General features: G+C 60.2%; 24 protein-coding genes. 12 read left to right on the top strand and 12 right to left on the bottom strand.

All coding sequences use genetic code 11. The annotated features are described in order from the left end of the window. The first annotated feature begins 28 nt into the window (after window positions 1–28). The 3 genes from BUB62_RS16405 to BUB62_RS16395 all read left to right on the top strand — a co-directional run bounded on the left by BUB62_RS16405 (window position 29) and on the right by BUB62_RS16395 (window position 4,041). Entirely contained in the window at window positions 29–2,671 is a 2,643-nt protein-coding gene (locus BUB62_RS16405) for a T9SS-dependent M36 family metallopeptidase (RefSeq protein ID WP_073111966.1), read from the top strand. Window positions 2,672–2,806: 135 nt separating this feature from the next. Then, a complete protein-coding gene (locus BUB62_RS16400) occupies window positions 2,807–3,250 on the top strand; it encodes a hypothetical protein (RefSeq protein ID WP_073111964.1) in 444 nt (147 codons plus the stop codon). Then, window positions 3,247–4,041: a J domain-containing protein gene (locus tag BUB62_RS16395; RefSeq protein WP_073111962.1), complete on the top strand. Its 795-nt coding sequence runs from the start codon at window positions 3,247–3,249 to the stop codon at window positions 4,039–4,041. The genes BUB62_RS16400 and BUB62_RS16395 overlap by 4 nt, the downstream gene beginning before the upstream one ends. Window positions 4,042–4,125: 84 nt before the next feature. Here BUB62_RS16395 and BUB62_RS16390 read toward each other — a convergent pair whose 3' ends face one another. Beyond that, on the bottom strand, window positions 4,126–4,890 hold the full coding sequence (locus BUB62_RS16390; RefSeq protein WP_073111960.1) for a TerC family protein: 765 nt from the start codon (window positions 4,888–4,890) through the stop codon (window positions 4,126–4,128). 116 nt (window positions 4,891–5,006) lie between these two features. Beyond that, window positions 5,007–5,498 carry a YajQ family cyclic di-GMP-binding protein gene (locus tag BUB62_RS16385; RefSeq protein WP_073111958.1) on the bottom strand — a complete coding sequence of 164 codons (492 nt, stop codon included), beginning with the start codon at window positions 5,496–5,498 and terminating at the stop codon, window positions 5,007–5,009. A 159-nt stretch (window positions 5,499–5,657) separates the two neighbouring features. Between BUB62_RS16385 and BUB62_RS16380 the strand changes: the two genes are divergently transcribed. Beyond that, a complete protein-coding gene (locus BUB62_RS16380; RefSeq protein WP_073111956.1) occupies window positions 5,658–6,101 on the top strand; it encodes a GNAT family N-acetyltransferase in 444 nt (147 codons plus the stop codon). Here BUB62_RS16380 and BUB62_RS16375 read toward each other — a convergent pair. Next, on the bottom strand, window positions 6,098–6,400 hold the full coding sequence (locus BUB62_RS16375; protein WP_084539141.1) for an Mpo1-like protein: 303 nt from the start codon (window positions 6,398–6,400) through the stop codon (window positions 6,098–6,100). The genes BUB62_RS16380 and BUB62_RS16375 overlap by 4 nt on opposite strands. Before the next feature lie 70 nt (window positions 6,401–6,470). On the opposite strand from BUB62_RS16375, the gene BUB62_RS16370 reads away from it, so the two are divergent. After that, complete coding sequence (locus BUB62_RS16370; protein ID WP_073111954.1) at window positions 6,471–6,947, top strand: PaaI family thioesterase; 477 nt, start codon at window positions 6,471–6,473, stop codon at window positions 6,945–6,947. Between the two features lie 107 nt (window positions 6,948–7,054). Here the strand turns inward: BUB62_RS16370 and BUB62_RS16365 are convergent, their stop codons facing one another. From BUB62_RS16365 to BUB62_RS16355, 3 genes are all read right to left on the bottom strand, one after another. After that, window positions 7,055–8,056 (bottom strand): NYN domain-containing protein, encoded by a 1,002-nt coding sequence (locus tag BUB62_RS16365; protein ID WP_317041391.1) that lies wholly within the window; start codon window positions 8,054–8,056, stop codon window positions 7,055–7,057. 632 nt (window positions 8,057–8,688) lie between these two features. Beyond that, window positions 8,689–9,429: a metal-dependent hydrolase gene (locus tag BUB62_RS16360; RefSeq protein WP_159437482.1), complete on the bottom strand. Its 741-nt coding sequence runs from the start codon at window positions 9,427–9,429 to the stop codon at window positions 8,689–8,691. 93 nt (window positions 9,430–9,522) lie between these two features. Further along, the gene (locus BUB62_RS16355) at window positions 9,523–9,714 is read right to left on the bottom strand and encodes a hypothetical protein (RefSeq protein WP_073111948.1); all 192 of its coding nucleotides are present in this window, start codon (window positions 9,712–9,714) and stop codon (window positions 9,523–9,525) included. 213 nt (window positions 9,715–9,927) lie between these two features. Here BUB62_RS16355 and mfd point away from each other — a divergent pair, with 213 nt between their 5' ends. From mfd to BUB62_RS16325, 6 genes are all read left to right on the top strand, one after another. Next, window positions 9,928–13,461 carry a transcription-repair coupling factor gene (gene mfd / locus BUB62_RS16350; RefSeq protein WP_073111946.1) on the top strand — a complete coding sequence of 1,178 codons (3,534 nt, stop codon included), beginning with the start codon at window positions 9,928–9,930 and terminating at the stop codon, window positions 13,459–13,461. Window positions 13,462–13,502: 41 nt separating this feature from the next. Beyond that, complete coding sequence (locus BUB62_RS16345) at window positions 13,503–14,741, top strand: AAA family ATPase (RefSeq protein ID WP_073112110.1); 1,239 nt, start codon at window positions 13,503–13,505, stop codon at window positions 14,739–14,741. Window positions 14,742–14,753: 12 nt separating this feature from the next. Then, window positions 14,754–15,413: a hypothetical protein gene (locus BUB62_RS19165; protein WP_143164233.1), complete on the top strand. Its 660-nt coding sequence runs from the start codon at window positions 14,754–14,756 to the stop codon at window positions 15,411–15,413. A gap of 461 nt (window positions 15,414–15,874) precedes the next feature. Continuing rightward, a complete protein-coding gene (locus tag BUB62_RS16335; RefSeq protein WP_073111942.1) occupies window positions 15,875–16,573 on the top strand; it encodes a hypothetical protein in 699 nt (232 codons plus the stop codon). Window positions 16,574–16,833: 260 nt separating this feature from the next. Then, on the top strand, window positions 16,834–17,301 hold the full coding sequence (locus BUB62_RS16330) for a DUF2147 domain-containing protein (RefSeq protein ID WP_073111940.1): 468 nt from the start codon (window positions 16,834–16,836) through the stop codon (window positions 17,299–17,301). Then, window positions 17,298–18,338: a DUF6268 family outer membrane beta-barrel protein gene (locus tag BUB62_RS16325; protein ID WP_234988784.1), complete on the top strand. Its 1,041-nt coding sequence runs from the start codon at window positions 17,298–17,300 to the stop codon at window positions 18,336–18,338. The genes BUB62_RS16330 and BUB62_RS16325 overlap by 4 nt, the downstream gene beginning before the upstream one ends. A 65-nt stretch (window positions 18,339–18,403) precedes the next feature. Here the strand turns inward: BUB62_RS16325 and BUB62_RS16320 are convergent, their stop codons facing one another. The 3 genes from BUB62_RS16320 to BUB62_RS16310 all read right to left on the bottom strand — a co-directional run bounded on the left by BUB62_RS16320 (window position 18,404) and on the right by BUB62_RS16310 (window position 20,346). After that, window positions 18,404–18,805 carry a hypothetical protein gene (locus tag BUB62_RS16320; RefSeq protein WP_073111938.1) on the bottom strand — a complete coding sequence of 134 codons (402 nt, stop codon included), beginning with the start codon at window positions 18,803–18,805 and terminating at the stop codon, window positions 18,404–18,406. Window positions 18,806–18,982: 177 nt separating this feature from the next. Beyond that, window positions 18,983–19,432 carry a hypothetical protein gene (locus tag BUB62_RS16315; RefSeq protein ID WP_143164232.1) on the bottom strand — a complete coding sequence of 150 codons (450 nt, stop codon included), beginning with the start codon at window positions 19,430–19,432 and terminating at the stop codon, window positions 18,983–18,985. Between the two features lie 212 nt (window positions 19,433–19,644). Further along, window positions 19,645–20,346, bottom strand: a complete 702-nt coding sequence (locus tag BUB62_RS16310; protein WP_073111934.1) for a DsbA family oxidoreductase — start codon at window positions 20,344–20,346, stop codon at window positions 19,645–19,647. A gap of 108 nt (window positions 20,347–20,454) precedes the next feature. On the opposite strand from BUB62_RS16310, the gene BUB62_RS16305 reads away from it, so the two are divergent. Continuing rightward, entirely contained in the window at window positions 20,455–20,949 is a 495-nt protein-coding gene (locus BUB62_RS16305; RefSeq protein WP_073111932.1) for a YdeI/OmpD-associated family protein, read from the top strand. Between the two features lie 220 nt (window positions 20,950–21,169). Here BUB62_RS16305 and BUB62_RS16300 read toward each other — a convergent pair whose 3' ends face one another. From BUB62_RS16300 to BUB62_RS16290, 3 genes are all read right to left on the bottom strand, one after another. Beyond that, complete coding sequence (locus BUB62_RS16300; RefSeq protein ID WP_073111930.1) at window positions 21,170–24,055, bottom strand: TolB family protein; 2,886 nt, start codon at window positions 24,053–24,055, stop codon at window positions 21,170–21,172. A 270-nt stretch (window positions 24,056–24,325) separates the two neighbouring features. Then, the gene (locus tag BUB62_RS16295) at window positions 24,326–24,778 is read right to left on the bottom strand and encodes a DUF2141 domain-containing protein (protein ID WP_084539139.1); all 453 of its coding nucleotides are present in this window, start codon (window positions 24,776–24,778) and stop codon (window positions 24,326–24,328) included. 96 nt (window positions 24,779–24,874) lie between these two features. Beyond that, window positions 24,875–25,879 (bottom strand): fatty acid desaturase, encoded by a 1,005-nt coding sequence (locus BUB62_RS16290; RefSeq protein WP_073111928.1) that lies wholly within the window; start codon window positions 25,877–25,879, stop codon window positions 24,875–24,877. Window positions 25,880–25,908 lie beyond the last annotated feature (29 nt).

Here is a 25,908-nt window from a genome sequence, read left to right as displayed (position 1 = left end):
TCCTTCATTTTCATCCCTCCATTTTTCTATGAAGTCAACTTCTACTACGTCCGGGTATCGGGCACTGGCACTGGCAGCATTGTTGGCCGTGCCGGCCCTGGGCTCGGCTCAGAATGCGCCCTTGTCCCGCGCCCTCACCCAACTTTCGGCGCAGCGCACCCAGCTAGGGCTGAGCGAGGCCGACCTGAGCAATCCGGCCGTAACCAACCAGTACACGGATGCCCACAACGGCCTGACGCACATCTACTTGCGCCAGCGCCACGCCGGCATTGAAGTGCTCAATGCCGTGGCTGATGCCCACGTAGCCCGCGACGGCAAAATCACGGCGCTGCACAGCAGCTTCCTGCCCAACGTGGCCACCAGTGCCCGTGCCACCACGCCCACCCTCACGCCGGCCCAGGCCGTAGCGGCCGCGGCCCGCGCCCTGCAGGTAGCGGCCCCCACCAGCCTGCGGGCCGAGCAGGAAAAAACGCCCGCCGAAGGCCTCACCTTCAACGACGGCGGCATCTCGCAGGAGAACATCAAGGCCAAGCTGATGTATCTGCCCACGGCCAGCGGCGAGCTGCAGCTGGTATACGACGTGCTGCTGTGGCCCCTGGCCAGCGACGACGTGTGGGCCGTGCGCATTGATGCCCGCACCGGCGCGTTCGTGAACAAGATTTCCTACACCACCCACGAGCCGGTAACCTTTTCCCAGCTCACGGAGCGGGCTCTGAAAACGCCGAACTGGCCGGAAGTGGTGCCAGCCACCGCCAGCAAGGTGAGCGTGCCCAACAGCTACAACGTGTGGCCAATCACCATCGAAAGCCCGATTCACGGTGCCCGGCAGGTGGTGGTGGCTCCTGCCAACGCCACGGCCTCGCCTTTCGGCTGGCACGATGATAACGGCATTGCCGGCCCCGAGTACACCATCACTCGCGGCAACAACGTGCACGCCTATGACGACCGCGCCAACCGCAACCTTTACATTCCCGGCCAGAACGTAAGCCCCGACGGCGGCACCAACCTGGAATTCAACTTCCCCTACGACGCGGCCCAGCGCCCGGTAGGAAACCTGTCTGCCGCCGTGGTGAACCTGTTCTACTGGAACAACATCATGCACGACGTGATGCAGGTGAAAGGCTTCACGGAGGCCGCCGCCAACTTCCAGCAGAAAAACTACACCAACCTGGGTCTGGGCACCGACCAGGTGAAGGCCGAAGCCCAGGATGGGGCCGGCACCAACAACGCCAACTTCGCCACGCCGCCCGATGGCACCCGCGGCAAGATGCAGATGTTCACCTGGAGCGCCGCGCCGGGCACGCTCATCGTAACGGCTCCGGCTTCGGTGGCCGGCACGTATCCGGCCGGCTTGGCTGATTTCGGCCGCACCGTAAACTCGCTGGGCAGCACGTATCGCGGCAACCTGGTGCTGGTGAATGATGGCTCGACGAAGCCCTCGCGCGGCTGCAACGGCCCGCTACTGAACCCAACTGCTCTGAACGGCAACGTAGCCGTGATTGACCGCGGCAAATGTACATTTGCCTCTAAGGTGAAATTTGCCCAGGATGCCGGGGCCCGCATGGCCGTAATAGTGGATAGCCTGGTGACGGCTACTCCGAACGGCATGACGGGCGCTGCGCCCGACAGCATTGGCATCCGCATTCCGTCGGTGTTCGTAACCAAAGCCATTGGCGACCAGCTGAAAGCCATTCTGGCGGGCGGCGGCACCGTAACGGTAGGTGCTACCGGCGGCGCGGGCCCCGATGGCGACTTCGACAGCGGCATCGTAGCTCACGAATACGGCCACGGCATTTCTAACCGCCTGACCGGCGGCGGCACCGGCGCTTGCCTGGGCAACGCCGAGCAGATGGGCGAAGGCTGGAGCGACTTTTTCGGCCTGTGGATGACTACCAAGCCCGGCGACGTGGGCACTACCCCGCGCGGCATCGGCAACTATGTGGTAAACCTGCCCGTCAACGGAGCCGGTATCCGCCGCAAGCCTTACACCACCGATTTCCGGCAGAACGACCACACGTATGCCTACGTAGGTAGCCAATACACGGAAACCCATGACATCGGTGAAGTTTGGGCCACGGTGCTCTGGGATCTGAACTGGGCCTTCATCAATCAGTATGGCTACAATGCCAACCTGACGGCTGCTACCGGCGGCAACAACAAGTGCCTGCAGCTGGTGCTGGATGGTTGCAAAATTCAGAAGTGCAGCCCCGGCTTCCTCGATGGCCGCGACGCTATCCTGAAAGCTGACAGCATCAACAACAACCACGCTAACTCCGGTCTGATCTGGCAGGTGTTTGCTCGTCGTGGCATGGGCTTCAACGCCGTGCAGGGCAGCAGCAACTCCCTCACCGACAACCGCGCCGGCTTCTCGCTGCCGCCAAACGTGACGCTTAGCGCCAAGAATGCCATCAATGAGAATCTGCTGGAAGTGTATCCAAACCCGGCGCAGGATCAGCTGACGGTACGCACGCAGGTAAACAGCTCGGTGCCGGTACAGGTGACGCTGCTCACCGTGATGGGCAAAACCGTGCAGACCACTTCGGTTCCGGCCGCTCGCATGCAGCAGGAAGGCATTCGTCTGAACACGACGGAGCTTGCCAACGGCCTGTATGTAGTACGCCTGAAAACTTCGGAAGGCACCATCACCAAGAAGGTAATGGTGCAGCACTAAGCAGCCTCACAGCCTGCAGTGCAGCAAATAAAAAGTCCGTCCGGCTCCGCGCCGGGCGGACTTTTTTTGTTGAAGCGGTTTATTGACTGAAAGATTCTGTTATTCCCCATCGTCAACAGGTATCTTCTCCTCCTCATGCCCGACTCCCTGCTTCTCTCCGACCTCGATACTGCCCTGCTGGCTCTGCGGCCCGTGGTGGTCACCACGCTGCCGGCCGCGCCGGATGCCACCCTCGGCGACTTTCTGCACCGCACGCTCCGGCCGGTGCTCAAGCTGCAGAATGAGCGGCTGCTGCTCACCGTAGCCGATTTTGTGCGGGAGCACCACATAGCCTTTGCGGGTGCCGCAGTGGTAGAGCAGCAGCGCCTGGTGGCCGAGCTGCTGGCCCGCAACGTGAAGCTGCGCTACACCATCATCGGGCTGATAACCGGCCTGCTTACCGGCCCGGAAACCGACTTATACCGCCGGCACCGCGGCGAAGTGAACCGCCGGCTGCTGGAGCTGGCCGCCCGCCGCGTGCAGGACCAGACAGCGGCCGTGGCGGCGGCCAGCCAGCCGCTGCCGCCACCGCAGGCATGACCACGCACTACCAGACCCTGGGCCTGGACGAAGGTGCCAGCGCCGAGGAGATACGGCGGGCCTACCGCCGCCTAGTGCTCCTCACCCACCCCGACCGTACCCCCGACCCGGCCGCCCACGCCCGCTACCTGCTGGTAAACGAAGCGTATGAGGTATTGAGCGATGCCCGCCGCCGCGCTGGCTACGATGCGCTGCTTTGGGTGCGGCGCAACCCGCCCGCGCCCTCGTCAGTCGCCACTTCAACCACCACCCCAACGATGCCCCGGCCGGTGCCCGTGCGCCGGCGGCCGCTGAGCGTGCAGGAGCGCTACGCCGCGCAGTATGCCCGGATGCTGCGAGTACTGCGGCCCGTTATGCTGCTGGGCGTGCTGCTCAGCGCCAGCCTGCTGGCCGATTGGCTGCTGGCGCGGGTGCATACCGAGCACGTGCGGGTGCTAACGGCCGATGTGTACTACACCGCCGGCCGCTACCCCCAGCCGCACGTCTACTTCATCCACCACACCGAGCGAGGCAGCTTCGACAGCGACACGGCGGTGGGTGTGGGCGAAACGGTGCTGGTGCGCCGCACGCCGCTGTGGCGCAAGGCCCTGCAGGCGCAGCGCCCGTCCGCCCGGCACGCCATCAAAACCGACACCATCTACGCCGACCTGGCCTGGCTGGTGCCGCTGGGCCTGGGCGTGCTGGCAACCCTCACGCTCTGGCCGCGCCTGAACCCCGACTACCGGCTGGGCTTTGGCCTGTGCAGCGTACTGCTGCTGGGCATCACCCTCTACGAAATGTGGCACCACTGACTACAACGAAAAACCCACCGACCTGGCACGCAAACAGCGCCGGATCGGTGGGCTTTCAGCGAACATTGACAGCCGCCGTTGCGCTTAGTCGAACTGCGAGTCGCGCAGGTGCACGGGGGCGGCTTTCTTGCGCAGGCGCATGTTCAGCGTTTCCACGATCAACGAGAAGAACATGGAGAAGTACACGTAGCCCTTCGGGATTTCCTGGTGGAATGCCTCGGCTACCAGCAGCACCCCAATCATGATCAGGAACGAGAGGGCCAGCATCTTGATGGTGGGGTTGTTGTTCACAAAGTCGGCGATGTAGCCCGAGAAGGCCAGCATCACGCCCATGGCGGCAATAACGGCCAGAATCATCACCAGCACATTATCCACGAGGCCCACGGCGGTCAGAATCGAGTCGAAGGAGAAGACGATGTCGATGACGATGATCTGCAGGATCACGCGCAGCAGGCTGTCGTATTTGCCGGCGCTGGCTTCCTCTTCTTCGCCCTGCAGCTTGGTATGAATCTCGGTGGTGCTTTTGGCCAGCAAAAACAAGCCGCCCGCCAGCAGAATCAGGTCGCGGCCCGACACGGCGAAGTGGGGCTCCAGAAACGGCACATCCAGGGTGAAGAGTGGGGTTTTCAGGCCCACAATCCAGGTGATGCTCAGCAGCAGCCCGATGCGGAACAGCAGCGCCAGCAGCAGCCCGATGGTGCGCCCGCGCTTCTGCTGCTCCTGCGGCAGCCGGTTCACCACAATGGAGATGAAAATGATGTTGTCGATGCCCAGCACGATTTCCATGAACGTCAGCGTGAGCAGACTAATCCACGTATGGGGGCTGGAAAAGGCAGAAATGTCAAACACAGGGAAAAGGTGAGATGGTGAAATGGTGAGATAGTGAGTTTGATGTTCTGATGGCGTCAGTGGCGCAGTTGGTGCAGCTTGAACATCAAACTCACCATTTCACCATCTCACTAAGCCTAGCTTTTCATATTCACAAACTGCAGGGGCTGGCCGATGTCGGTGCGGCGCAGCACGGCAATGGCGGCCTGCAGATCGTCGATTTTCTTGGCCGATACGCGCATCTGGTCGTCCTGCATCTGCACTTCCACCTTCACCTTGGCATCTTTGATGGCCTTGGTGATTTTGCGGCCGGCTTCCTTGTCCACGCCGGCGCGCACCTTGATGAGCTTCTTCACCAGCGCCCCGCTGGCCTGCTCCTCGGCCGAAAAGTCGAGGGCGGTGCCGTCGATGCCCTGTTTCACGATGCGGCCGAGAAGAATGTCTTCCAGCGCCTTCACCCGCATCGAGTTTTCGGAGGAAAGCAGAATGGTATTGTCCTTTTTATTCAGCTCCATGCCGCCCTTGGTATCGCGCAGATCATAGCGGGTCTGGAGTTCTTTTTGGGCCGTGTTCACCGCATTTTCGAGAGTCTGCGGATCTACTTTGCTCACAATGTCGAAGGAGGCCATAAGCAGTAACTTAGGTGAGAGGAAGATCATAGAGGCCCCGTTGCCGGTGGCGGCGGGAGCCGATGGGTCAAAGGTAGGAGTTTACGTACAGCGTTAAACAGCCCGGCCCCGAAACTGCGCTTTTGCTTCCGTTCTTTCCGCTGCCCAACTGCTTCCGCCATGTCCTTTCTGCTCGCCCCACCCCGCTCCCCCGCCGATTTTGCGGCCTACTACCACCTGCGCTACCAGGTGCTGCGCCAGCCCTGGAACCAGCCCGAAGGCTCGGAGCGCGCCGACGACGACGACGCGCCCACCACCCGGCACCTCATGCTCCACACCCCCGATGGGCAGTTGGCCGGCGTGGGCCGCCTGAGCCCCGGCGGCCCCGCCCAGGCCCAGGTGCGCTTCATGGCCGTGGCTCCCGCGTGGCAGGGGCACGGCGTGGGCCGCCAGTTGCTGGAAGCGCTGGAAGCGGAGGCCCGCCGGCAGGGCTTCGCGGAGTGCGTGCTGCACGCCCGCGAGGCGGCGGTGCCGTTTTATACACGGCTGGGCTACGCGGTGGTGGCCCCGTCGCACACGCTGTTTGGCAGCATCCGGCACTTTCTGATGCGCAAGGCTCTCTAAAACCGCTCCCGGCCGCGCAGCAAGTCGAAGTACATTCGAAAGTCGCCGCACAAGGAAAACCACGGGTGCTGAAAAGTAGCCGGCCGGTTGTGCTCCACAAAAAAATGACCAACCCAGGCAAAGCCGTAGGCGGCCACAATGCCCGCCAGCAACAGCGCCGGACGCTGCTGCACTACAGCCAGTACCGCCGCCACCAAAAACAGCGTGGTACCAGCGAAATGCAGCACCCGGGTGCCCCGGCGGCTGTGCTCGCGCAGGTAGCGCGGATAAAACTCGGCGAAGGTAACTGGCTGGAGCATGAGCGAAGACAGAGGCTTATCCGGTAAAGAAACATAACTTTTCGGCCAATATCCAGCCCATTTTTTTTCTATGGAACAGCTTCCCGATGTAGCCACACTCGTGGCCATCTACAACCAGATAAACCAGTACGGCCAGGCCAACGGCATGGTGCTGAGCGTGACGGCTCCCGGCCAGGTAGACTACAGCATGACCATACGGCCCGAGCACCTTTCCTCGCCCGGCACCTGCCACGGCGGCGTGCTGGCCGGACTGATGGATGCGGCCCTGGGAGCGGCGGCGCTATCATTGGCCTTCACGGCTGGCGAGCTGGTTTCTACCGTCGAGTTCAAGATCAACTACCTGCACCCCGTGCGCCTGCACGACGAGCTAGTGGCCCGCGGCCGGGTAGAGCACACTGGCAAAACGCTGGTGGTAGCCACCGCCGACATTGCCTGCCCCGCCCGCAACCTAGTGGTGGCCCGCGGCCTGGGCACCTTCAACCGCTACCCCGCCGACAAGCGCGACTTCCACCACCTGCTCTTCCCCGATGCCGACAGCGGCGAATAGCCGGCCGTATTAGCTCAAAAAAACCGCCGGACGCGCCGGCCTCGCGGCAGGGCATCCGGCGGTTTTTTCAAAACGGCCTGGTATCCTAATTAATTAACGGAATCTGCTTACACGCGCTCCGGCGAGCCGGCTGATTCGTGCTCCTGCTCTTCCGACTCCTCTTCTTCCTCGTAGTCGTCGCCTTCGATGGGGGCCTGGGCCTTGCGCACGTTGCGGGCACAGTCCTCGTCGCGGTGGTTGCGGCCCACGGTGAACTCCACCCAGTCGCCTTCGCGCAGGTCGTTGAAGTCGCCTTCGGCCATATCGGCGTAGCTGAAGAACAGGTTGTTAGGCGGCATTACCACGAATCCGAACCCGTTTTTCAGGTTTTTGATGGTGCTGATGCCCACGGTGCCAACCGGACCAGCGGCCGTGGGGCCGGTGGGGCGCAGCGGCTTCACGCTGGGGTACGAAGCCGGCTCGGGCGCATTCACAAACAGGCTTTCGATCAGGTCGTCGGCGCTGGCCAGGCCGTTATCAATCACGTCGTGCATGGCCACCGGGTAGGTGGAGTGCTCCAAAAGCTGCTGCGAGGCGCGCGTAACGCGGTTTTCGCCCTTGAAATCGACGTATTTGAAGTCCCAGTTCAGCAGCATCACGCGGGTGCCCAGTGTGTTGAGCTTTTTGATGAGGGGCACGTAGTCGCTGTCGCCGGCGATGAGCACAATCACATCGAAGCTCTTGTGCATGGCCAGCTCGAAGGCTTCCAGGGCCAGCCACACATCCACACCTTTTTCCTGCAACCGGCCGTCGCGGGTTTTCAGGGGCATGTAGTGGGTGGTGATGCTCATATTCATGAGAATATCGTCGAGCAGCCGGTCGTGAAACAGGCGGTCCTTGTCGCGAGCTTCGGTAGCCGAGAGGCGGCCGCGGAAGAAGTGCGCGTCGATAATCTGGCTCAGGCGCACGTCCACGTCCTCTTCCTCTGCCACTTGGTGGCGGATGTACTCGTGGAGGCCTTCCATGCTGATGCGGGCCTTACGCTCGTGCTGGAAGTAGTAGTAATCACTGATTTTCAGGAAATAATTGCCGTCGTAGAAGACACCGATCCTGATCAGGGGGCTATTCATCTGGTTCATACAAGGAAACTGGTTTGTGAGCGCAAAAAAAGGTGTGCAAGCGTAGGGTAGGGCGGGGTGCCTGGTAACCACCAGGCTGGTCAAAGATACAAAGCGACGCTTTCTGACAGCTCAAACGAGGCTGAGCGGGCGCGGCCCCGATAGGGCGGGCCATATCATAGCGGCAGACGTTTTATAGATATTCAGACAGCAGCAAGCCGGCTGACCATAAGCAGTTAATGACTCTGTAACTATTGCCTTCAATAGTTGGATGTCCTTCCCTCCCTGAAGTACTTACTTGCTTTCACAATATTAAATAAAATATATCGTAAAAATCTGATATATACAACTGTGCTGTTGCGGAGTTATATAGTCCTGACAATTATCCAGTAGGACGCTAAGCTAACAGCTTAATATTGGTGAAGCAAGTTTTCCCCTATCGTGCTTTAATCCTATGCTTAAGCCAAACGGGCTTCAATGACCAAGTTACGGTTGGTTTTCAGCGGCAGCGGCACAACACTTTTCTTCTTTTCTTGCAATTCAGTCATACATAAACTTGCAACAGACCTGGTAGAGGCAGCAAATTTTATATTCCGGATTTCTCCGGCCGGGTCACTGAAAACAAGCTGAACAGTATTAAAAGGCTAGAACTGCATTCTTCCGATAACCAGCCCCAGCACCAGCAGGCCATAGCCCACGCATATGCCCAGCTCCAGCACGTTGCCCGCCGCCGACCCGGTGGAGATGAGCGGGAGCTTAAACGAATAATCTGACAGGGGCAGAAACCACCGCACTCCGGATTTGGTGAGCGAATCGGCGAGCAGATGGGAGGCGTAGCCCGCGCCGGCGTAGTGCGCCACGCCGTGCCAGCCCAGGTTCTGGTTGGCCAGGTAGCCGATGTAGGTCCACAGGCCGGTGGCCCAGATGGTGTGCGTCCAGGAGCGGTGGGTGGTGAACGGGGCCAGGCACACGAACGTGCCCAGCAGACTGAGCCACAGAAAGCCGAAATACAGCCCCGCCAGCACCATACCCGCGCCTGTGAAAAGCAGCGCCAGCTTGCGGGTGGAGCCGCCCTGCATGGCCACGCCCAGCAGCCCGAAGGCCAGCGCGGCGGTGTAGGCCATGCGCTGTTCGGGACCGGGCGGCAGCATATTGTAGGTATAGCCGGCCAACGCCAGCCCTGCCAGCACGAAGGCCCAGCGCACATACTGCTGGGTGAAGCCCAGGCGCTTGCTGAGGCGGGAATTGGGGTGGTCGAGGTCGGGGGCCAGGGCCGAAAAGCCAGCCAGGGCAATACCGGCGGGCGAAAACGGGATGCCGGCTATAAGGCCGCCGACGGCCACGCCGGTAATCAGGCCGATGGCCAGGTGAGAAGAGCCGCGCACTTTGGAGTATAAGAGGAATACGAAAGCGCGAAGGTACGCGGCCGCCGGGCAGCGGGGACCGGCGGCGCTCAGCAAAAATGCGTGGACGGAGCTTTAGTTAGGCACGGGCAGCAGATACACAACCTCGGGCTCGGCGGGTGCTTCAACTGCCAGCGGCGGCCGGTAGCCGGCCGCGGCATGGCGGCTGGCCGCTACGTGCTGCCAGGCGTGGTGTAGCCGCTGCCAGCGCACCCAGGCGTCGAAATCGAAATCAGTATCCTCGGCGGGGTTACGGGTAGGGTCCATGCGCAACAGGAAATTGGGGGGATTGGAGCGGGGCACTCGGGGCGGCAGGAAACGAAAGTAGCGAAACCCCGGCGTAACGCAAGCATTCGGCCGCCCGCGGAAACTTTCGGACCTTGCGGGCGGTATTGCATACCACAGTTTCTGCCGTTGGCCCGACCGGATATTCTCCTGGCCGGGCTGTTCCTTTTGCCTCCCTCCTAGCCTTTCTGCGTTTTGAAGGTCACCGACTTCCTCCAGCTCTACCGCCTCGACCCGACCGTATTGACCGTGGGGGCCCGCCTGAACCCGGCCACGCGCCACTCCCTGCGCCCCGCCGGCGAAGCTAAACCGGATGAGCACCTGCCCCGCCTGCACCTGCGCGGCCTGGTGGGCAGCCAGGATGCCGTGGTGGCCGCCGCTATGCACGGCCTGTTCCCGGAGCAGCACCACCTGTTCGTGCTGCACGACAAGGACGAGGCCGCCTACTTCCTGGCCGACCTCCAGCACCTGCTGCCCGAGCAGGATCCGTTGCTCTTCCCCAGCTCCTACAAGCGCCCCTACCACTTCGACGAGACGGAAAACGCTAACGTGCTCATGCGGGCCGAGGTGCTGAATCGGCTGAACACGCGGACCCCTCCCCCAACCCCTCCCCGAAAGGGAGGGGAGCCAGCCGACAAAATATCTGGGAAGGACGTTGAAAAGCCCCTCCCTTTTGGGGAGGGGTTGGGGAGGGGTTCCGGCGCCCTCATTGTCACCTACCCCGAAGCCCTATTCGAGAAGGTCATCAACCGCAAGAGCCTAGTAGCAAACACCTTCTTAGTAAAGGTGGGCGAGAAGCTCGACGTGAACTTCATCAGCGACATGCTGGCCGAGTACGACTTCGAGCGCACCGACTTCGTGTACGAGGCCGGGCAGTTTGCCGTGCGCGGGGGCATCGTCGACATCTTCTCCTACGCCAACGAGCTGCCCTACCGCATCGAGCTGTTCGGCGACGAGGTCGAAACTATCCGCACCTTCAACCCCGAGAGCCAGCTTTCGGTGGAGCAGAAGCAGCAGGTCAGCATCATCCCCAACGTGCAGACTAAGCTGCTCCAGGAAACCCGGGAGGCGTTTCTGGACTTTCTGCCCCGGCACACGGCGGTGTGGGTGAAGGACGTGCGCCAGACGATTGACATTGTGACCGAGTCGTTTGAGAAGGCCGACGCGGGATTCCAGGAGTTGCTGGCGGGAGCCGCCGGGATGCAGATTGTGAGCAAGCCCGAGCAGCTGTTCGAAACGGGCAAGTCGTTCCGGAAGCTGCTTGAGAACTTCCCGGTGGTGGAGTTCGGCAAGCGGTTTCACTTCAAGACCGGGGCCGAGGAGTTCAGCTTCGAGGCCAGGCCCCAGCCCTCCTTTAATAAGGACTTCAACCGCATGGTGAAGAACCTGCACGACAACGCCAGCAAAAACTACGTCAGCATCATTGCCGCCGACTCGGTGCGGCAGGCTGACCGGCTGCGCACCATCTTCGACGAGCTGGACAACAACGTGCCCTTCCAGCATATGCTCCTGGCCCTGCGCGAGGGCTACGTGGACGATTTGATGAAGCTCGTAGTCTATACCGACCACCAGCTGTTCGAGCGGTTCTATCGCGCACAGGAAGCGAAGAAGTTCTCCAAGAAAAAGGCTCTCACCCTCAAGGAGCTGCGCACGCTCAGCCCCGGCGACTACGTGACCCACCAGGACTACGGCATTGCCCGCTTCGCCGGCCTCACCCAGGTCGAAATCAACGGGCATATGCAGGAAGCCATCCGCCTGGTGTACCGCGACGACGATATTCTGACCGTAAGCATCCACGCCCTGCACAAGATTGCCAAGTACAGCGGGGCCGAGGGCACGCCGCCGACCATGAGCAAGCTGGGCTCCCCGGAGTGGGAAAACAAGAAGAGGTCGGTTAAGAAAAAGGTCAAGGACATTGCCGCCGAGCTGATCCGGCTCTACGCCAAGCGCAAAACCGCCCCCGGCCACGCCTTCGCCCCCGACTCATTCATGCAGGCCGAGCTGGAATCCTCGTTCATCTACGAGGACACTCCCGACCAGGCCAAGGCCACCGAGGACGTGAAGCGCGACATGGAGGTGCCCCACCCCATGGACCGCCTGATCTGCGGGGACGTGGGCTTCGGCAAAACCGAAATTGCCATCCGCGCCGCCTTCAAGGCCGTGGCCGACGGCAAGCAGGCCGCCATCCTGGTGCCCACCACCATCCTGGCCATGCAGCACTACAAAACCTTCCGCGAGCGGTTGAGCAATCTGCCCGTGACGGTCGAGTACGTGAACCGCTTCAAGACCACCAAGCAGATTAAGGAAACGCTGGGCCGGGTGGCCGAGGGCAAAACCGACATCCTCATCGGCACCCACCGGCTCACCAACAAGGACATCAAGTTCAAGGATCTGGGGCTGCTCATCATCGACGAAGAACAGAAGTTCGGGGTCAAGACCAAGGACAAGCTCAAGGAGCTGAAGGTGAACGTGGACACGCTGACCCTCTCGGCCACGCCGATTCCGCGCACCCTGCACTTCTCGCTCATGGGGGCGCGGGATTTGTCCGTCATTGCCACGCCCCCGCCCAACCGCCAGCCGGTGCAGACCGAGCTGCACGTATTCGACGAAATCCTGATCCGCGATGCCGTGGCCCGGGAGCTGAAGCGCGGGGGGCAGGTGTTCTTCGTGCACAACCGCGTCAAGGACATCGAGGAAATGGCGGCCATGATCCTGCGCCTCGTGCCCGACGCCCGCATCACCTACATTCACGGGCAGATGGAGGGCGACCAGCTCGAAAAGCGCATGATGAAGTTCGTGGACGGCGAGTACGACGTGCTGGTGAGCACCAACCTCATCGAGTCGGGCCTCGACATCCCGAACGCCAACACCATCATCATCAACCGCGCCCACCTGCACGGCCTGAGCGACCTGCACCAGATGCGGGGCCGCGTGGGCCGCTCCAACAAGAAGGCCTACTGCTACCTGCTCACCCCGCCCGTGGCCGGCCTCCCGAGCGACGCCCGCAAGCGCCTGAGCACCCTGGAAGAGTTTTCGGACCTGGGCGCGGGCTTCAACGTGGCCATGCGCGACCTCGACATCCGCGGGGCCGGCAACCTGCTCGGCGGCGAGCAGTCGGGCTTCATCAACGACCTGGGCTACGAAACCTACCACCAGATTCTCGACGAGGCCGTGACCGAGCTGAAGGAAACCGAGTTCAAGGAGCTGTTCCTCGGCGACACGACCGGCCGCCTCCAGAGCGCCGTGGGCACCAAGGGCCCCAAGGAGTGCAACATCGAAACCGACCTGCAGATCCTGATTCCCGACGCCTACGTGAGCAGCGTGTCGGAGCGCCTGCAGCTCTACAGCAAGCTGGACCGCGCCAAAAACCCCGAGGAATTGCGCAAGCTCATTGCCGGCATGGTGGACCGCTTCGGCCCCCTGCCCGCCGAGGTCGAGCAGCTCGCCGACATCGTGAAGCTGCGCTGGCAGGCCTGCCAGGCCGGCTTCGAGAAGCTCACCCTCAAGAAAAACCTGCTCAAAGGCTACATCCCCGCCCTCGACAACGCCGACTTCTTCCAAGGCGAGCAGTTCGGCAACATCCTCAACTACGTGCAGACCCACAGCCGCACCGCCTCCATGAAGGAGCGCAAGGAACAGCTCATCGTCAGCATCGACGAGGTGAAGTCCGTGCAGGCCGCCAAGCGGATTCTGGCGGAGCTGGGGAGTGAGGAGAAGGTGGGGGCGTAACTTATTAGAAATAAAATTGCTTCTTGCAAAAAAAACAGGACATGCTACAGTCTTTAACAATAGAGAACTTCAAATCAATTTATTCAGAAAAAATTGATTTGGGTAGAGTCAATATATTTATTGGCGCAAATGGAAGCGGGAAAAGCAACATATTAGAAGCTGTTGCGATGCTAAGCGCTGCAAAAAGCCAAGATCTAAATCCAGATGGCTTAACAAGCAAAGGCATTCGAGTTGCTATGCCCTCGCTTACATTCAGCTCATTTATGTATAAGAAACCAAAAAACGAATTCACAGTAAAATTTACTTATCAACAAGGAGAAGAAATATTAGAAGATGACACTGTTTTAATATCTACAGGTACTAGCATATATTCTGAATGGACAGAAAAAAATATTGATTATTCACAAAATAAAAGAGATATTGAAAGAAAGAAAAGAAATGATTTAATGCATTCAAAATACGATTCTATTACCAATGATTCATTTAAAGAATTATTGGAAAAATTAAATAGCATTGAAATAAGCAGAGACACAAAACAAGACTCAAGAAATTCTTTTATAAACAAAATAATGAAGTACTTATTTATTCCAGATGATATTTATATAAGTTTAAAAAATTTCTCCATTTACACTGCAAATACAGAAGCATTGAGAGGCGTATCTGTCGAAAGCCGCAAACAACCATTAGGAATATACGGAGAAGGACTAGACATTCTAATTGCAAATTTAACTAACGAAGAAAGAGAAACAATGCTAGAATACACTAGCCTGATACCTTGGCTCGATGAGATAATTATATCAGCAGACGATAATTTAAAATATCTAGGTTACAAACTTGGCAGAAGCAACTCTAGATTATACTTCAAAGACAAGCACATGAGAAGAAATAATAACATATTCTCAGCAGAGAATTCAAATGAAGGTGCTTTACACATACTCTTTTACCTAGCACTATTTATCAGCAAGTCCACTCCGTCCTTTTTTGCTATAGACAACATAGAAAGCGCCTTAAATCCAAGTGTTTGCAGAAGTTTAGTCAAGGAAATAACAAGCTTGGCTAAATCAAACAACAAACAAGTGTTAATAACCACACATAATCCGGCAATCCTCGATGGCGTCAATCTCAATGACGACAGCACAAGGTTATTTGAGGTATATAGAAACGATGAAGGCCACACAAAAACAAGAAGAATAAAAACCAAGGGAGAAAACATTGAAAGCCTAAAGCTTTCAGAAATGTGGCTCAGAGGTTATATCGGAGCTATAAATGAAGATTTTTAACATAAAATATTTATGATTGGATTAATTGCTGAAGGCATTACTGATGTCATAATCATCAAACATCTACTAGCATCACACTTGGGTATTGACTCAAGTGAAATAAGAGCATTTAGGCCTGACGATGTAAAAGACGAAACAGATAAATTTAGTCAAGGAATTAACACATTCAGCAACTGGACTATTGTAAAAGAGGAGTGCAGAAGCAGAAAAATCATTGAAAATTTTTTTAACAACTTACCTGACAGTGATTTTTTTGTCATTCATATTGATACAGACCGTGCTTTTGAGGCAGGTTACAATGGTTCAAAACCTACTAAGGCAGGCAATACCGATTATTGCCAAGAGCTCAGAACAGCAATATACAATAGAATAAATATGTGGATTGGTCCACATACCTTTAGAATAGCGTATGCAATTGCCATAGAAGAGACAGAGGCATGGATACTACCTATTCACTCATCCAATAGTAATCCAGATTTAGTAAGCAATCCTAAATCTACACTTCAGAGAACTTCAACTTATCAAAAGCTTCAAGGTAGAAGAGAGCCAGCGAAGTATAATGAACTCGCTAAACCACTCAAAAAGGCCAAAACCTTAGCTCTATGTTCTCAGGCTAGCTATAGTTTAAACAACTTCCTCACTGAAGCCGAAGATCAATTTCATAACCTTTAGCTGATGCTTTCCCATCTGGGGCGAACTTGCAGTTTGTGTCTACTATGACGATGTCCTTGTACCGGCTTAGCGCCAGTCATTCTACTATGTGAGCTGTAGCCTCACCTTAAGCAAGGCACGAAATACAACCCCGCACCACCGCACAACAGACATGCCACCCCCACCCACTGGCATGTCACCCCGCGCCAATGCCATGTCACCACCTGCCAGTGGCATGTCACGCTCGTTGAGTGCCATGTCACCCCGCGCCGGAGGCATGTCACGCTTTTTCAGTGCCATGTCACGCTTTTCAAGAGCCATGTCACGGTCGTTGAGTGGCATGTCACCCTCGTCAGGAGCCATGTCACCCGCCGCGGATGCCATGTCACGGCTGCCCGCAGAAATACCGCCCCGGCCGTGTGCAACCACCTCTGAATTAGCCTATCTTCCCCCAACTATTCACCCCTAACCATACCCTTACCATGAACGATTCGCAACGGGCCAAGCTGGCCATGCTCCAAACCACCCTGGCCGTGCTCGACGAGCACGCCGACCTCTTCGCCACCAACCAGGCCCTGGGCAAAGCCCGCCAGGAGCTGGCCGCCCTCGTGGCCGACCTCGACCCCACCGCCGACCGTCAGCAGCGGGCCGCCACCCCCGAGCAGCCCGCGGCCGTGAAGAAGGCCACCAAACAAACCCTGGCCCAGCGCGCCGCCGAGGTAGCCGCCGCCCTGCTCGCCCTCGCCGACGAGCTCAACGACATCCGCCTACACACCGACAGCGACTACACCGAGCGCCAGCTCACCCGCAAGTCCGACGTCGACCTGCTGCGCATCGCCCAAAACCTGCACCAGCATGCCACCCAGCACGCCACCGCCCTCGCCGGCCAGGGCGTGCTGCCCCAGGAGCTGACCGACCTGCAGGCCGCCATCCGCACCTTCCAGCAGGAGCAAACCACGCCCCGCGTGCTGCGCGCCGACGGCAAGGCCCAGAAAGCCGAAATAAACGCCGACCTGCGCCAGGCCACCGCCCTGCTCCGCAACCGCATCGACAAGTTCCTGATCCGCTACCAGCGCCCCCAGCCCAAGTTTCACACCGCCTACGAGTCGGCCCGCAAGGTCATCAACACCGCCGCCCGCCACGAAAAGCCTGCCGGCCAGCCCAAGCCCGCGCAGGCCTAGCCCGCCCCCTTGCCCCGTTGCCCCCTATCCGCTCGACTTATCCTGTTGCAACCCCAACGCCCGGTCTCCCCAGTGGAGGCCGGGCGTTTTGGCGTTTGGGGGCCCCAGGGCCGGGAAATGCTACGGCGCAATCCGGGCCCGGTCACCCCCAGCCTGCCAACGACATTATATAGTCCTGCTTTTGAATATTTATGATAGCAATACTTTCATTTAACCGAGCAATGCTTTATTATTGAAGCAAAATCAATCCTTCCCATCCCATGAACTACTTGAAAAGCCTGGTTTTAGTGCTGTTGCTGCTGGGCGCAATGGCAATGCGCGCCCCCGCCCCCAACCCCGATGCGGTGCTGGGCGTGTGGAAAAACGGCGAGGGCACCGGCATGGTGCAGATCTTCAAGCGCGGCGACAAATATTTCGGCCGCATTGTGTGGCTGAAAGTGCCCAATAACCCCGACGGCACCCCCCGCACCGATGCCAACAACCCCGAGGAAAAGCTGCGCAAACAGCCCCTGCGCGGCCTCGAAAACATGCGCGACTTCACTTACTCGGGCGAAAACAAGTGGGAGGCCGGCAAAATCTACGACCCCAAAAACGGCAGCGACTACTCCTGCGAGATGACCCTCGTTGACGATAACACGCTGGAAGTGCGCGGCTTCATCGGCGTGTCGCTCTTTGGCCGCACTGATGTGTGGAAGCGGCAGGTGAAGAAAGCCCCGGCCACCAAATGAGCCGGCCCCTGCTGTATTGGGCCGGTGCCCTTGCCCTGGGCGTAGCCGCGGCGGCCCCCGCCACGGCCCAGACCACCCCCGCCTCCACCGACTCGCTGAACTTCGACGCTTTCGGCGATGCCGACAGCAAGAGCGCCCAGGCCTACGCCACCCAGAAGGTACTCTTCCTGAGCCCCACCAAGCTCATTTCGGTGGGCTACGAGGCCCAAACTGGCTTCGACCTGACCTCACGCCCCGCCGGCGAGCAGGCCACCGGGGCCACCACCCAGGCCGTAGACCACTACCGCGGCATGCGCCTGGGCGTGAATGCCCCGGTGATTTCGCGCTCCAATTTCATCCTGAACCTGGGCCTGACCTACTGGAATACCGGCGTCAGCCTCAGCAACCCCAACGCTTCGGCCCAGCATCAGGCCCTGAACCGCGGCCTGCGCACCACGGGCCTGAACGCCACCGTGTTCAAGCCCTTCAATGAGAAGCACTACCTGCTGCTGCAGGCCAATGGCGACCTCAACGGCAACTACCGCCGCTTCGACGACCTCAACAACAAGGCCCTGACCTACAGCGGCACGGCCATCTACGGCTGGAAGCCCACCGACTCGTTTATGTGGGGCCTGGGTGTAACGCGCACGTACCGCGCCGGGCAGCTGCTGCACATTCCAGTGGTGCTCTATAACCGCACCTTCAACCCGCGCTGGGGCGTGGAAGCCGTCTTCCCGGCCCGCGTGAACGTGCGCCGTAGCTTCGGCACCAGCTCGTTGCTCATGCTGGGCTACGAGCTGGAGGGCAACGCCTACTACCTGGGCCCCGTGAACGGGCAGGATCTGTACCTGCGGCGGGGCGAGATGAAGCCGCGCATCACCTACGAGCGGCAGCTGGCCGGTTTCGTGTGGCTCTCGGCCCAGGCCGGCTACCGCTACAACTGGCGCTTTGATTCCTTCCGCACCCAGAACCCCAGCGGCGACGACAAGCCCGTATTTGAAAACGACCTACAGAACCCCTTCTACTTCAACGTGAGCCTGAACCTGGTAAGCCCGTAGCGACTGCCTCCCCACTCAGAGCGCCCTGCAACCGGCCCCGCGCCGCTTGCAGGGCGCTTTTGGTTTCAGGGCTGCGCGCGCAGCCAGGCCTGGGCCTCGGGCAGCGTAGTGAAAAAGGCCGTGGTGAAGCGCGGGGCAAGGCGCTGAATTAGGTCACGCACGGCAGGGCTGGTTTCGACGCCGGGGGCCAGCACCTGCGCCACCGTGCGCAGGCCGGCCTGCACGGCCTGCGGAGCCCAGTAGTTCACAATCCACTCATTCACGTCCAGAAAGCGCCCAATCACGTCGTGGTGGTCGTTGAGCAGGCGCGGGCAGGGCTCTTCACGCATCATTTCCAGGTAGTGCAGCCCGGCCGTCTGCACAATATCCAGCGTCTGTATCCCCGACCATTGGGCATAAATCCACTCGTTCTCCCGGTCGCGCACGATGTGGGGAGTTGAAATCAGGTCCGTGGAGGGCTGGATCATGGAAGCTGGGCGAGAGTGGCAAGGAGATGCGGCGCTTTGATTATCTACTACGACTGAACTGTAACGGATGCCGGAACGAGAGTTGTCAATCTTGACAGCAATAAGTACCCATTGCAAAAAAGGCCACTCCAACCCAGGAAATGACCTTTTTCGATGATTCATATTAGCAGCATGCGTTTAGCGGAGCTGTAAATTGGTAATAGTGCCGTTCACTTGTAAGCCATTGGTAAACTGGCAGTAGAAGGTCCCGGATACGGTGTTGGTTGCGGCATCCCGCGTTGTGCTACCCGTAGCCTGTTTGGTGGCAATGTTGGAGTTGAGAGTAGCTTCCACAAGGTCCGTTTTGCCGGTACCGGCCGCGCTGGGCGAACTTTGCTTGAAGACGAAGGAAATAGGCGTTCCGTTGTTCAGCTTGCCGCTTACCTCAAGCTGCGCCCGAGAACTCTGATAGAGCGCCAAACCGATCTGGACTTCGTTCAGCACATACGGCGGGGCTCCGTCTTCGCCAACGGTGATGGCAGTAGTCGAGGCAGGAGCCGTTATGGACGGAGCAACCGGCTTGTCGTCGCAGCCACTAAATAACAGTGCAGCAGACAGAAGTAGAGCGGAAAAGGATAGTGATTTCATCCTGCTAAGGTACGAAAAAGCGCTGGCTGCAGTGGGCAGCAAGGCTTGCCGAGGCTACCCACTGTTGGCCTCAATACTGCCCTGTACTTGCTGAAACGCTGGTTGGCAGCTACTCGGTTCTCTGCGAGCGTGGCACGCGGAAAAGTGACTTGTACCGCTAAAACGAGGGCTTACACCCGCCTCTGCAGGTTCCAAGAAGTGCCTGAAGCACCTCAGCACGCGCTGCCGTCGAGGCCGCAGGCGGTGCCGTCCGGGCCGGCTACCTGTACGGGCATTGGGCGGGCTTCCTCCCACACCTTTTCCAGCACCTCCTCAAACAGCTCGCTCGGCTGCGCCCCGGATACGGCGTATTTATCGGCAAACACGAAGTAGGGCACGCCGCGTACGCCGATCTGGCGGGCCTGGTACTCGTCGTGGCGCACTTCCTGGGCGTAGGCATCGGTTTGCCATAGCTGGGCAACTTCGGCCTCGGGTAGGGCTACCTCAGCGGCCAGGCGCGTGAGCGTGGCCGGGTCGTCGATATTCAGACCTTCGGTGAAATACGCCCGCAGAATGCGCTCCTTCATGGCATCCTGCCGCTGGTGGGCGGCGGCCAGATGGATGAGGCGGTGGGCGTTGAAAGTGTTGGCGGGAATGGTTTTATCGAAGTTGAACTCCAGGCCCACGGTGGTAGCGTGCTGGGCCATCTGAGCATTCATCTGCCGGCCCTGCTCCACCGATACGCCCTTGCGCTCGGCCAGCAGCTCGTGGATGGACTGGCCGGGATTGGTCTGCAGGTTGGGGTCCAGCTCGAAGCTGCGCCACTGCACCTGCACCTGGTCGGCGTGCGGAAAGCGGGCCAGGGCTTCTTCCAGGCGGCGCTTGCCGATGTAGCAGAACGGGCACATGATATCGGACCAGATTTCTACTTTCATTTCTGTGTTATTTGGGGAGTAGTGGAAAAGATAAGCCCGAAGCTGGCCGAAAGGTTTCCCTGGCCGCTTCCGCTCTGCCCACGTCGCCTACCTCTACCCTGGCTCTCTATGGAAAATCCGCTCACGTTTGAGGCGCTGCTGGAACCCGGCGGCCCCAACTTCATGCCCACCCAGATTATCATCGTGCCGCTGGCGGTGGTGGAGGCGCTGGGCGGCAAAGCCACGCGCCGCGTGCTGGGCACGCTTAATAATTACCCCATCCGGCTCAGCCTGCTGCCCCTGAGCACCGGCGAGCGGTATCTGATGGTGAACAAGGACCTGTGCCGCGCCGCCGGGGTGCAACTGGGCCAGTGCGTGTGCCTCACCCTGGCCCCCGATCCTAACCCCGACCACATCGACCTGCCCGACGAGCTGGCCGAAGCCCTGGCCGCCTGGCCCGAAGCCCAGACGGGTTTTGAGCACCACACGCCCGGCAGCCGGCGGGCCATTGCCTACCACATAGCCATCGCCAAACAACCCGAAACCCGCGCCCGCCGCGCCGTAGAAGTAGCCGAGCGCCTGGCCGCAGGTGCCCACCCGTTCCGGAAGCTGCCAGGGCGGTGATTGCCTATTTCAGCATGTTAAATCGTCTGCCAATCGTCTGTCATCCTGAGCGGCGCGAAGCAGAGCGAAGGACCTTCCTCTTTCCGCGCTACCAAATACATTTCAACGCACAAAGCCCTTTACCGCCACAATGGTAAAGGGCTTTGCTCATTTCAGAAGGCTTGTCGCTTAACAGAGGAAGGTCCTTCGCTCTGCTCAGGATGACAGACGATTGGGTTGCTCAAATCCTAATATTCAGCACCAGCGGCTCCAACACCCAACTGCGCGTGTAGGTATTGAACACATACCGCAGGCCGGTTTCAATAGGCGTCCGCAGGTGCAGCACGTTGAACAGCACGTTGGCATCGAGGCCCACGTTGCGGTAGCGCTGGGTGCGCAGCGTGCCGGAGCGCAGGCGTGTTTCGCCGTGGGCCATATCCAGAAAGCCGGTAGCCCGCAGGCGCTGAATGTAGAGCACCCGGCCCAGCGTCCAGTGGGTGTAGGCAATAGGAAGATAATAGTCGAAGCTGGCGGCCCGCAGCCGGTCGAAGCTCACGTAGTTCTCGCCCCGCGGAAACGAGACGGCCCCGCCAAACCGGTACTCGCGCTGCTGCTGCCACTGGTAGCCGCCCCGCACCCGCAGGGCTTGGTGCTTGCCCAGGCCGGGCAGATACACGCTGCCCTGCGCCCCGAGCTGGCCCGCGCTCAGCCCGCTGCCGAAGGGCGTGGTGCGCCAGGTGAGCAGCAGCGTCTGGCCCAGGCGCGGGGCCACGTCACGGGCACTTTGCTTGAGCTGGCGCACGTAGCTGAGCGAGGTTTGCAGACCGTTTAGCGGTTGGTTGGGGCCTACGTCGGTGATGTTGCGCACGGGCAAATCGTAGCCCTGCACCTGCTCGCGCAGGTAGTAGGCGCTCAGGGTCAGGGCTTCTAGGTATTTCGAGCGGGTCAGGTTGAAGGGCAGGCGCCCGCCGAGGCTCAGGCGGGTGTAGGTCCACTGGTCGCGCAGGCGGCCCTGGGTGGTGAGGATGGCCGCGTCGCGGCCGCCGTGCTCCACGCTGGCATCGAGCACGGGGTAGCGGCCCTGGTAGCTGAGGCCACCGAAGACGTTGGCCGTGCGCTCCGTCTGGTCGTAGCCCACGCCCACCACGGCTTGGGTGGTGTTCAGCAAATCCTGCGACCGGATGCCCAGGCTCAGCCCATTGCCAGCCGGACTCTGAATCAGGCCGTAGCTGAACACGTTGAACGCGTGCCGCAGCGGCGAATACGGCCGCACCGCGTAGGCCCGGCCCGCCGAGTCGGGGCGGGCCAGCATAAGCGGCTGAATGAGCGGCGCGCCCGGCTCCTGAGCGCTGAGGCGGGCGGCGTAGGTGCCCTGCGTGTCCGTAGTGGCAGTAGGAATGGACACCCAAGTAGCGGGGTCGAGAGGGATTTCCACTATCCGGGAGCCCTCGGCGCGAAACTCGTGGAAGGCCAGGTGGCGGCCATCCGGGGCCACGGCGGCGTGGTAGGCCCCCAGCGGGCGCGAGGTGACCCGGAACGTCTGCCCGGTGCCGGTATGCACCGCATACACGTTGTCGATGCCCGATTGGGGCGAGTTGTACAGCACGTAGTCCTGCCAGGGCTGGGCGTTGGTGAGGTTGATGTTGGCCACCGGCAGCAGGTCGCGGCCCTGGCCGGTGGCGGGGTCGAGCAGCTCGATGGTTTTGCCCGCCGGCCGCAAGGTCACGACCACCAGGCGGCCGTCGGCGATCCAGCGGGGCTGGAGGTAGAAATCGTTGCGCGGGTTGGGTAGCGTGGCCTGCACCGCGCCGGTGCGGGCATCGAGGAGCACCAGGGCGTGGTGGTAGGCTGAGTCGGTTTGCACGGCCACCAGCCGCTGGCCGTCGGCGCTGAGCGCGGCGGCGGCATAGCGGCGCTGCTTCAGGCGGGTGAGCTGCCCGCTGGCCAGGTCCAGAATCCGCAGCTCGGAATACACACGCTGCCCCCAGCGCGGGTCGGAGCGAAACTCGGGCCACACCACCTTGCCCCCGCCCACCGACAGCATTTCCGGGCTATTCAGCAGGCCCTGCACAAACAGCGGCTTTTCCCGGCCGTGCCGGTTCAGCAAAACCAGCTGTGCGATGTCGCCGAGGCCGGTTTTCATGGCCACCACGGTGCTGTCGGTCACGTATTGCGGGTAGCGGTACTCGGTGAAAACTTCCTGCCGGCGCTGGCGCTCGGGTTGCACGGCAAAGTCGCGCCCGGCCGTGAGTGGCAGCCCTTTTTGCTGCGCCTGCCAGGTCGAGTCGAGGTCGGACATGGTGCGGCTATAAAGCTGCTCCACGGTGAGGCCGGTGGTGCGGCGGATGCTGTTGGAAAACGAGAACGGGTAGAAGGGAAACTTGTAGTACCGGTCCAGAATGTTGGCCCACACGGCGGGACCGTAGTGGTTTTTCAGGTACGAAGTCATGAAATAGCCCAACCCGTACCAGTCGGGCACGTTGTCGCGCAGGGAGCCGTTCACGGCTTTTTGGTAGTCGAAGTGGCGGCCCGCCAGCCGGTTGGCGCGCATATCGACGCTGAAGGCCGGGATGCGGCCCCGGCCGCTGCGCGTGAGGGCGGTTTCGTTGCCCACGGCATCGCCCTCAAAAAACCACTGCGGCACGCCCACCGCCGCCACGCCCAGGCCACCATCGCCGAGCAGCGGGTGCAGCACTCGGCCTATTCCCTGCCGGGCCTTGTCGAACTGCCCGATGTGGCGGTATTCGTGCACCACCAGTCCGTCGAGCCAATCGACGGTGCCCAGGCCCATACCCTGCTGCGGGGTGGTGAAAAACTCGGCGTGCCGGGGCAGAAACGTGACAAAGGCATTGCTGACCGTGGTCTGATTCTGCAGCACGATGCCGATGGGCGGCGGCACCACGCCCAGCGTGGCCGCGCCCGGCCCGTGCACCTGCTCCAGCCGCCCCGCCGTGCGCTGAGCCGCCGAATCGAGCCCGGCCGGGTAGATGACGCGAAAGTGCGGCGTGCGCACCTGCCGCCAGCGCAACGTGGGCGGATTCTGGTCAAGAACGGGCAGCGTCTGGCCCAAAGCGGCGAGGGCAGAAAACAGGCTCAGAGCAGCCGGCAGCAGCAGAGAAAGGCGCATGATAAGGGGTTGGGAAGCTGCAAGAAACCGATGCCGGGGCTGGAAAGCAAAAGCAGGAGGCGTGCCCAAGGCGTCTGTCATTTTGAGTCGCCTGTCATCCTGAGCAAAGCGAAGGACCTTCCTCGTAGTTTACTGCACGGGTCATTCAACGCACAAAGCACTTTACCGTGGCGCAGTAAAGGGCTTTGTGCGTTGAATGACCCGTGCAGTAAACTACGAGGAAGGTCCTTCGCTTTGCTCAGGATGACAGATGAAGGATGACAGCCGGCGCTACTTCTTCAGCACAATCGAAACCACCTTGCCCGAGCCTTTCACCATAAACTTGCACTGGTTGAAATCCGGCGCGCTTACCGTGGGGCGGATGTTGTTGGAAAAGGCGTAGGGCTCGGTCGGGATGCCCAGGAAGTTCTTGTCGAGCTTGTCGTTGTTGTTGATGTCCTGGGTGATGGCCACGGCCCACTCACCGTCGGGCAAGTCAATAGGCAGCTGAATCTGATTCTGGCCGCCGGGCTTCACTACCCGCATAAAGGCGTAGCCGCCATGCTGCAGAAACTTGTCGCGCACGTTGTAGAAATACACTTTCACCGCCGACTTGGTAGATACCAGCTGCGACACCACCACCGTGACCGACGACAGGCCGCCATTATCGGCGCGGGCCGGCAACCCAGCGCTGCCGAGCAGCGTGCTGGCCGTGGCAAGGAGAACTAGCGAAACTCTTTTCATAAGCCGGAATATGCGATGAGACGATGCTGGGCCAACACGAACATACCGAAAAAGATTGCCTTCCCCGCTTTTTAGCGCCCCCTAATTTCCCCGGCGCTACGCCTCCACCAGCTGCCGGTCGGGCACCGACTGATCTTTGAGCGTGGCCTGCCCGCGCGACTTGCGGGTGATGCGCGAGAACAGGCTAATTTCCTGATCGAACAGAAACCGGAAAAACAGCCGCGTGTAGGACGTGTGGTGCAGCAGCGGCTCGTAGAATTCGGGCGCGACGGCCTTGAGCCGGGGCAGGTTGTTCCACGGAATGGAGGGCATGTCGTGGTGCTCGTTGTGGAAGCCCACGTTCAGGTTGATGCCGTTCAAAGGGCCGTAGTAGCTATAGGTCTCCTGCTGCTGGTCCAGCGTGAGGTAGTGCTCCTGAATCCAGCGGGCACCCAGCGGGTGCAGGCCCACTGAGAACCAGAAGCTCAGAAACAGGTACAGCAGCGCCGTCCAGCCGAAGAAGTAGACGATGGCCGCGTCGAAGGCCAGCTGCGCTACCATATTGGCCACCACGTAGCGGTCCACGGTGGCCACCTCGCGGCAGCGAATGGTACGAATGACCTGAAACAGCGGAAAGAAAAACAGCCACACGGCCTTGCCCACGGCGTAGTTCCGAATCAGGCGGGCCTCATACCAGTCGGGCAAATCGGCATCCAGCTCGTGCACGCCCTGAAAGACGTGGTGCTTGATGTGGAAATTCTTGAAGGAAATAGCCGTCGGGATGATGGACGGAAAGTTGGCGATGATGCCCACGGCCACGTTCTGCCACACCTTGCGAAACACCAGGTTGTGGGCCGCCTCATGAATGACCACGAACAGCGTGTGCGACAAAAACGCGCCCACCAGATAGGCCACCGGCAGCACCACGTACCAGGCCTGCTGACGCAGCGCGTAGGCCAGCGCCACCTGGGCCAGCACGCAGGCCAGGCCGATGGCAAAGGTGGCCGGCGTGCGCGTCATCAGCTGCTTCACCTCGGGATGGGCCTGCACAATCTGGCGGGTGCGGATGCGGTGCGGCTCCGGAGTGCCTACTTGGGTGAAGGTGAGCGGATGCGGAGTCATAAGCTGGGCAGGGAAGAGGCGCGCCACGG

The sequence above is a fragment of the Hymenobacter daecheongensis DSM 21074 genome (assembly GCF_900141805.1).
GTDB classification, from domain to species: domain Bacteria; phylum Bacteroidota; class Bacteroidia; order Cytophagales; family Hymenobacteraceae; genus Hymenobacter; species Hymenobacter daecheongensis.
This window is presented reverse-complemented; position numbering and strand designations above follow the sequence as displayed.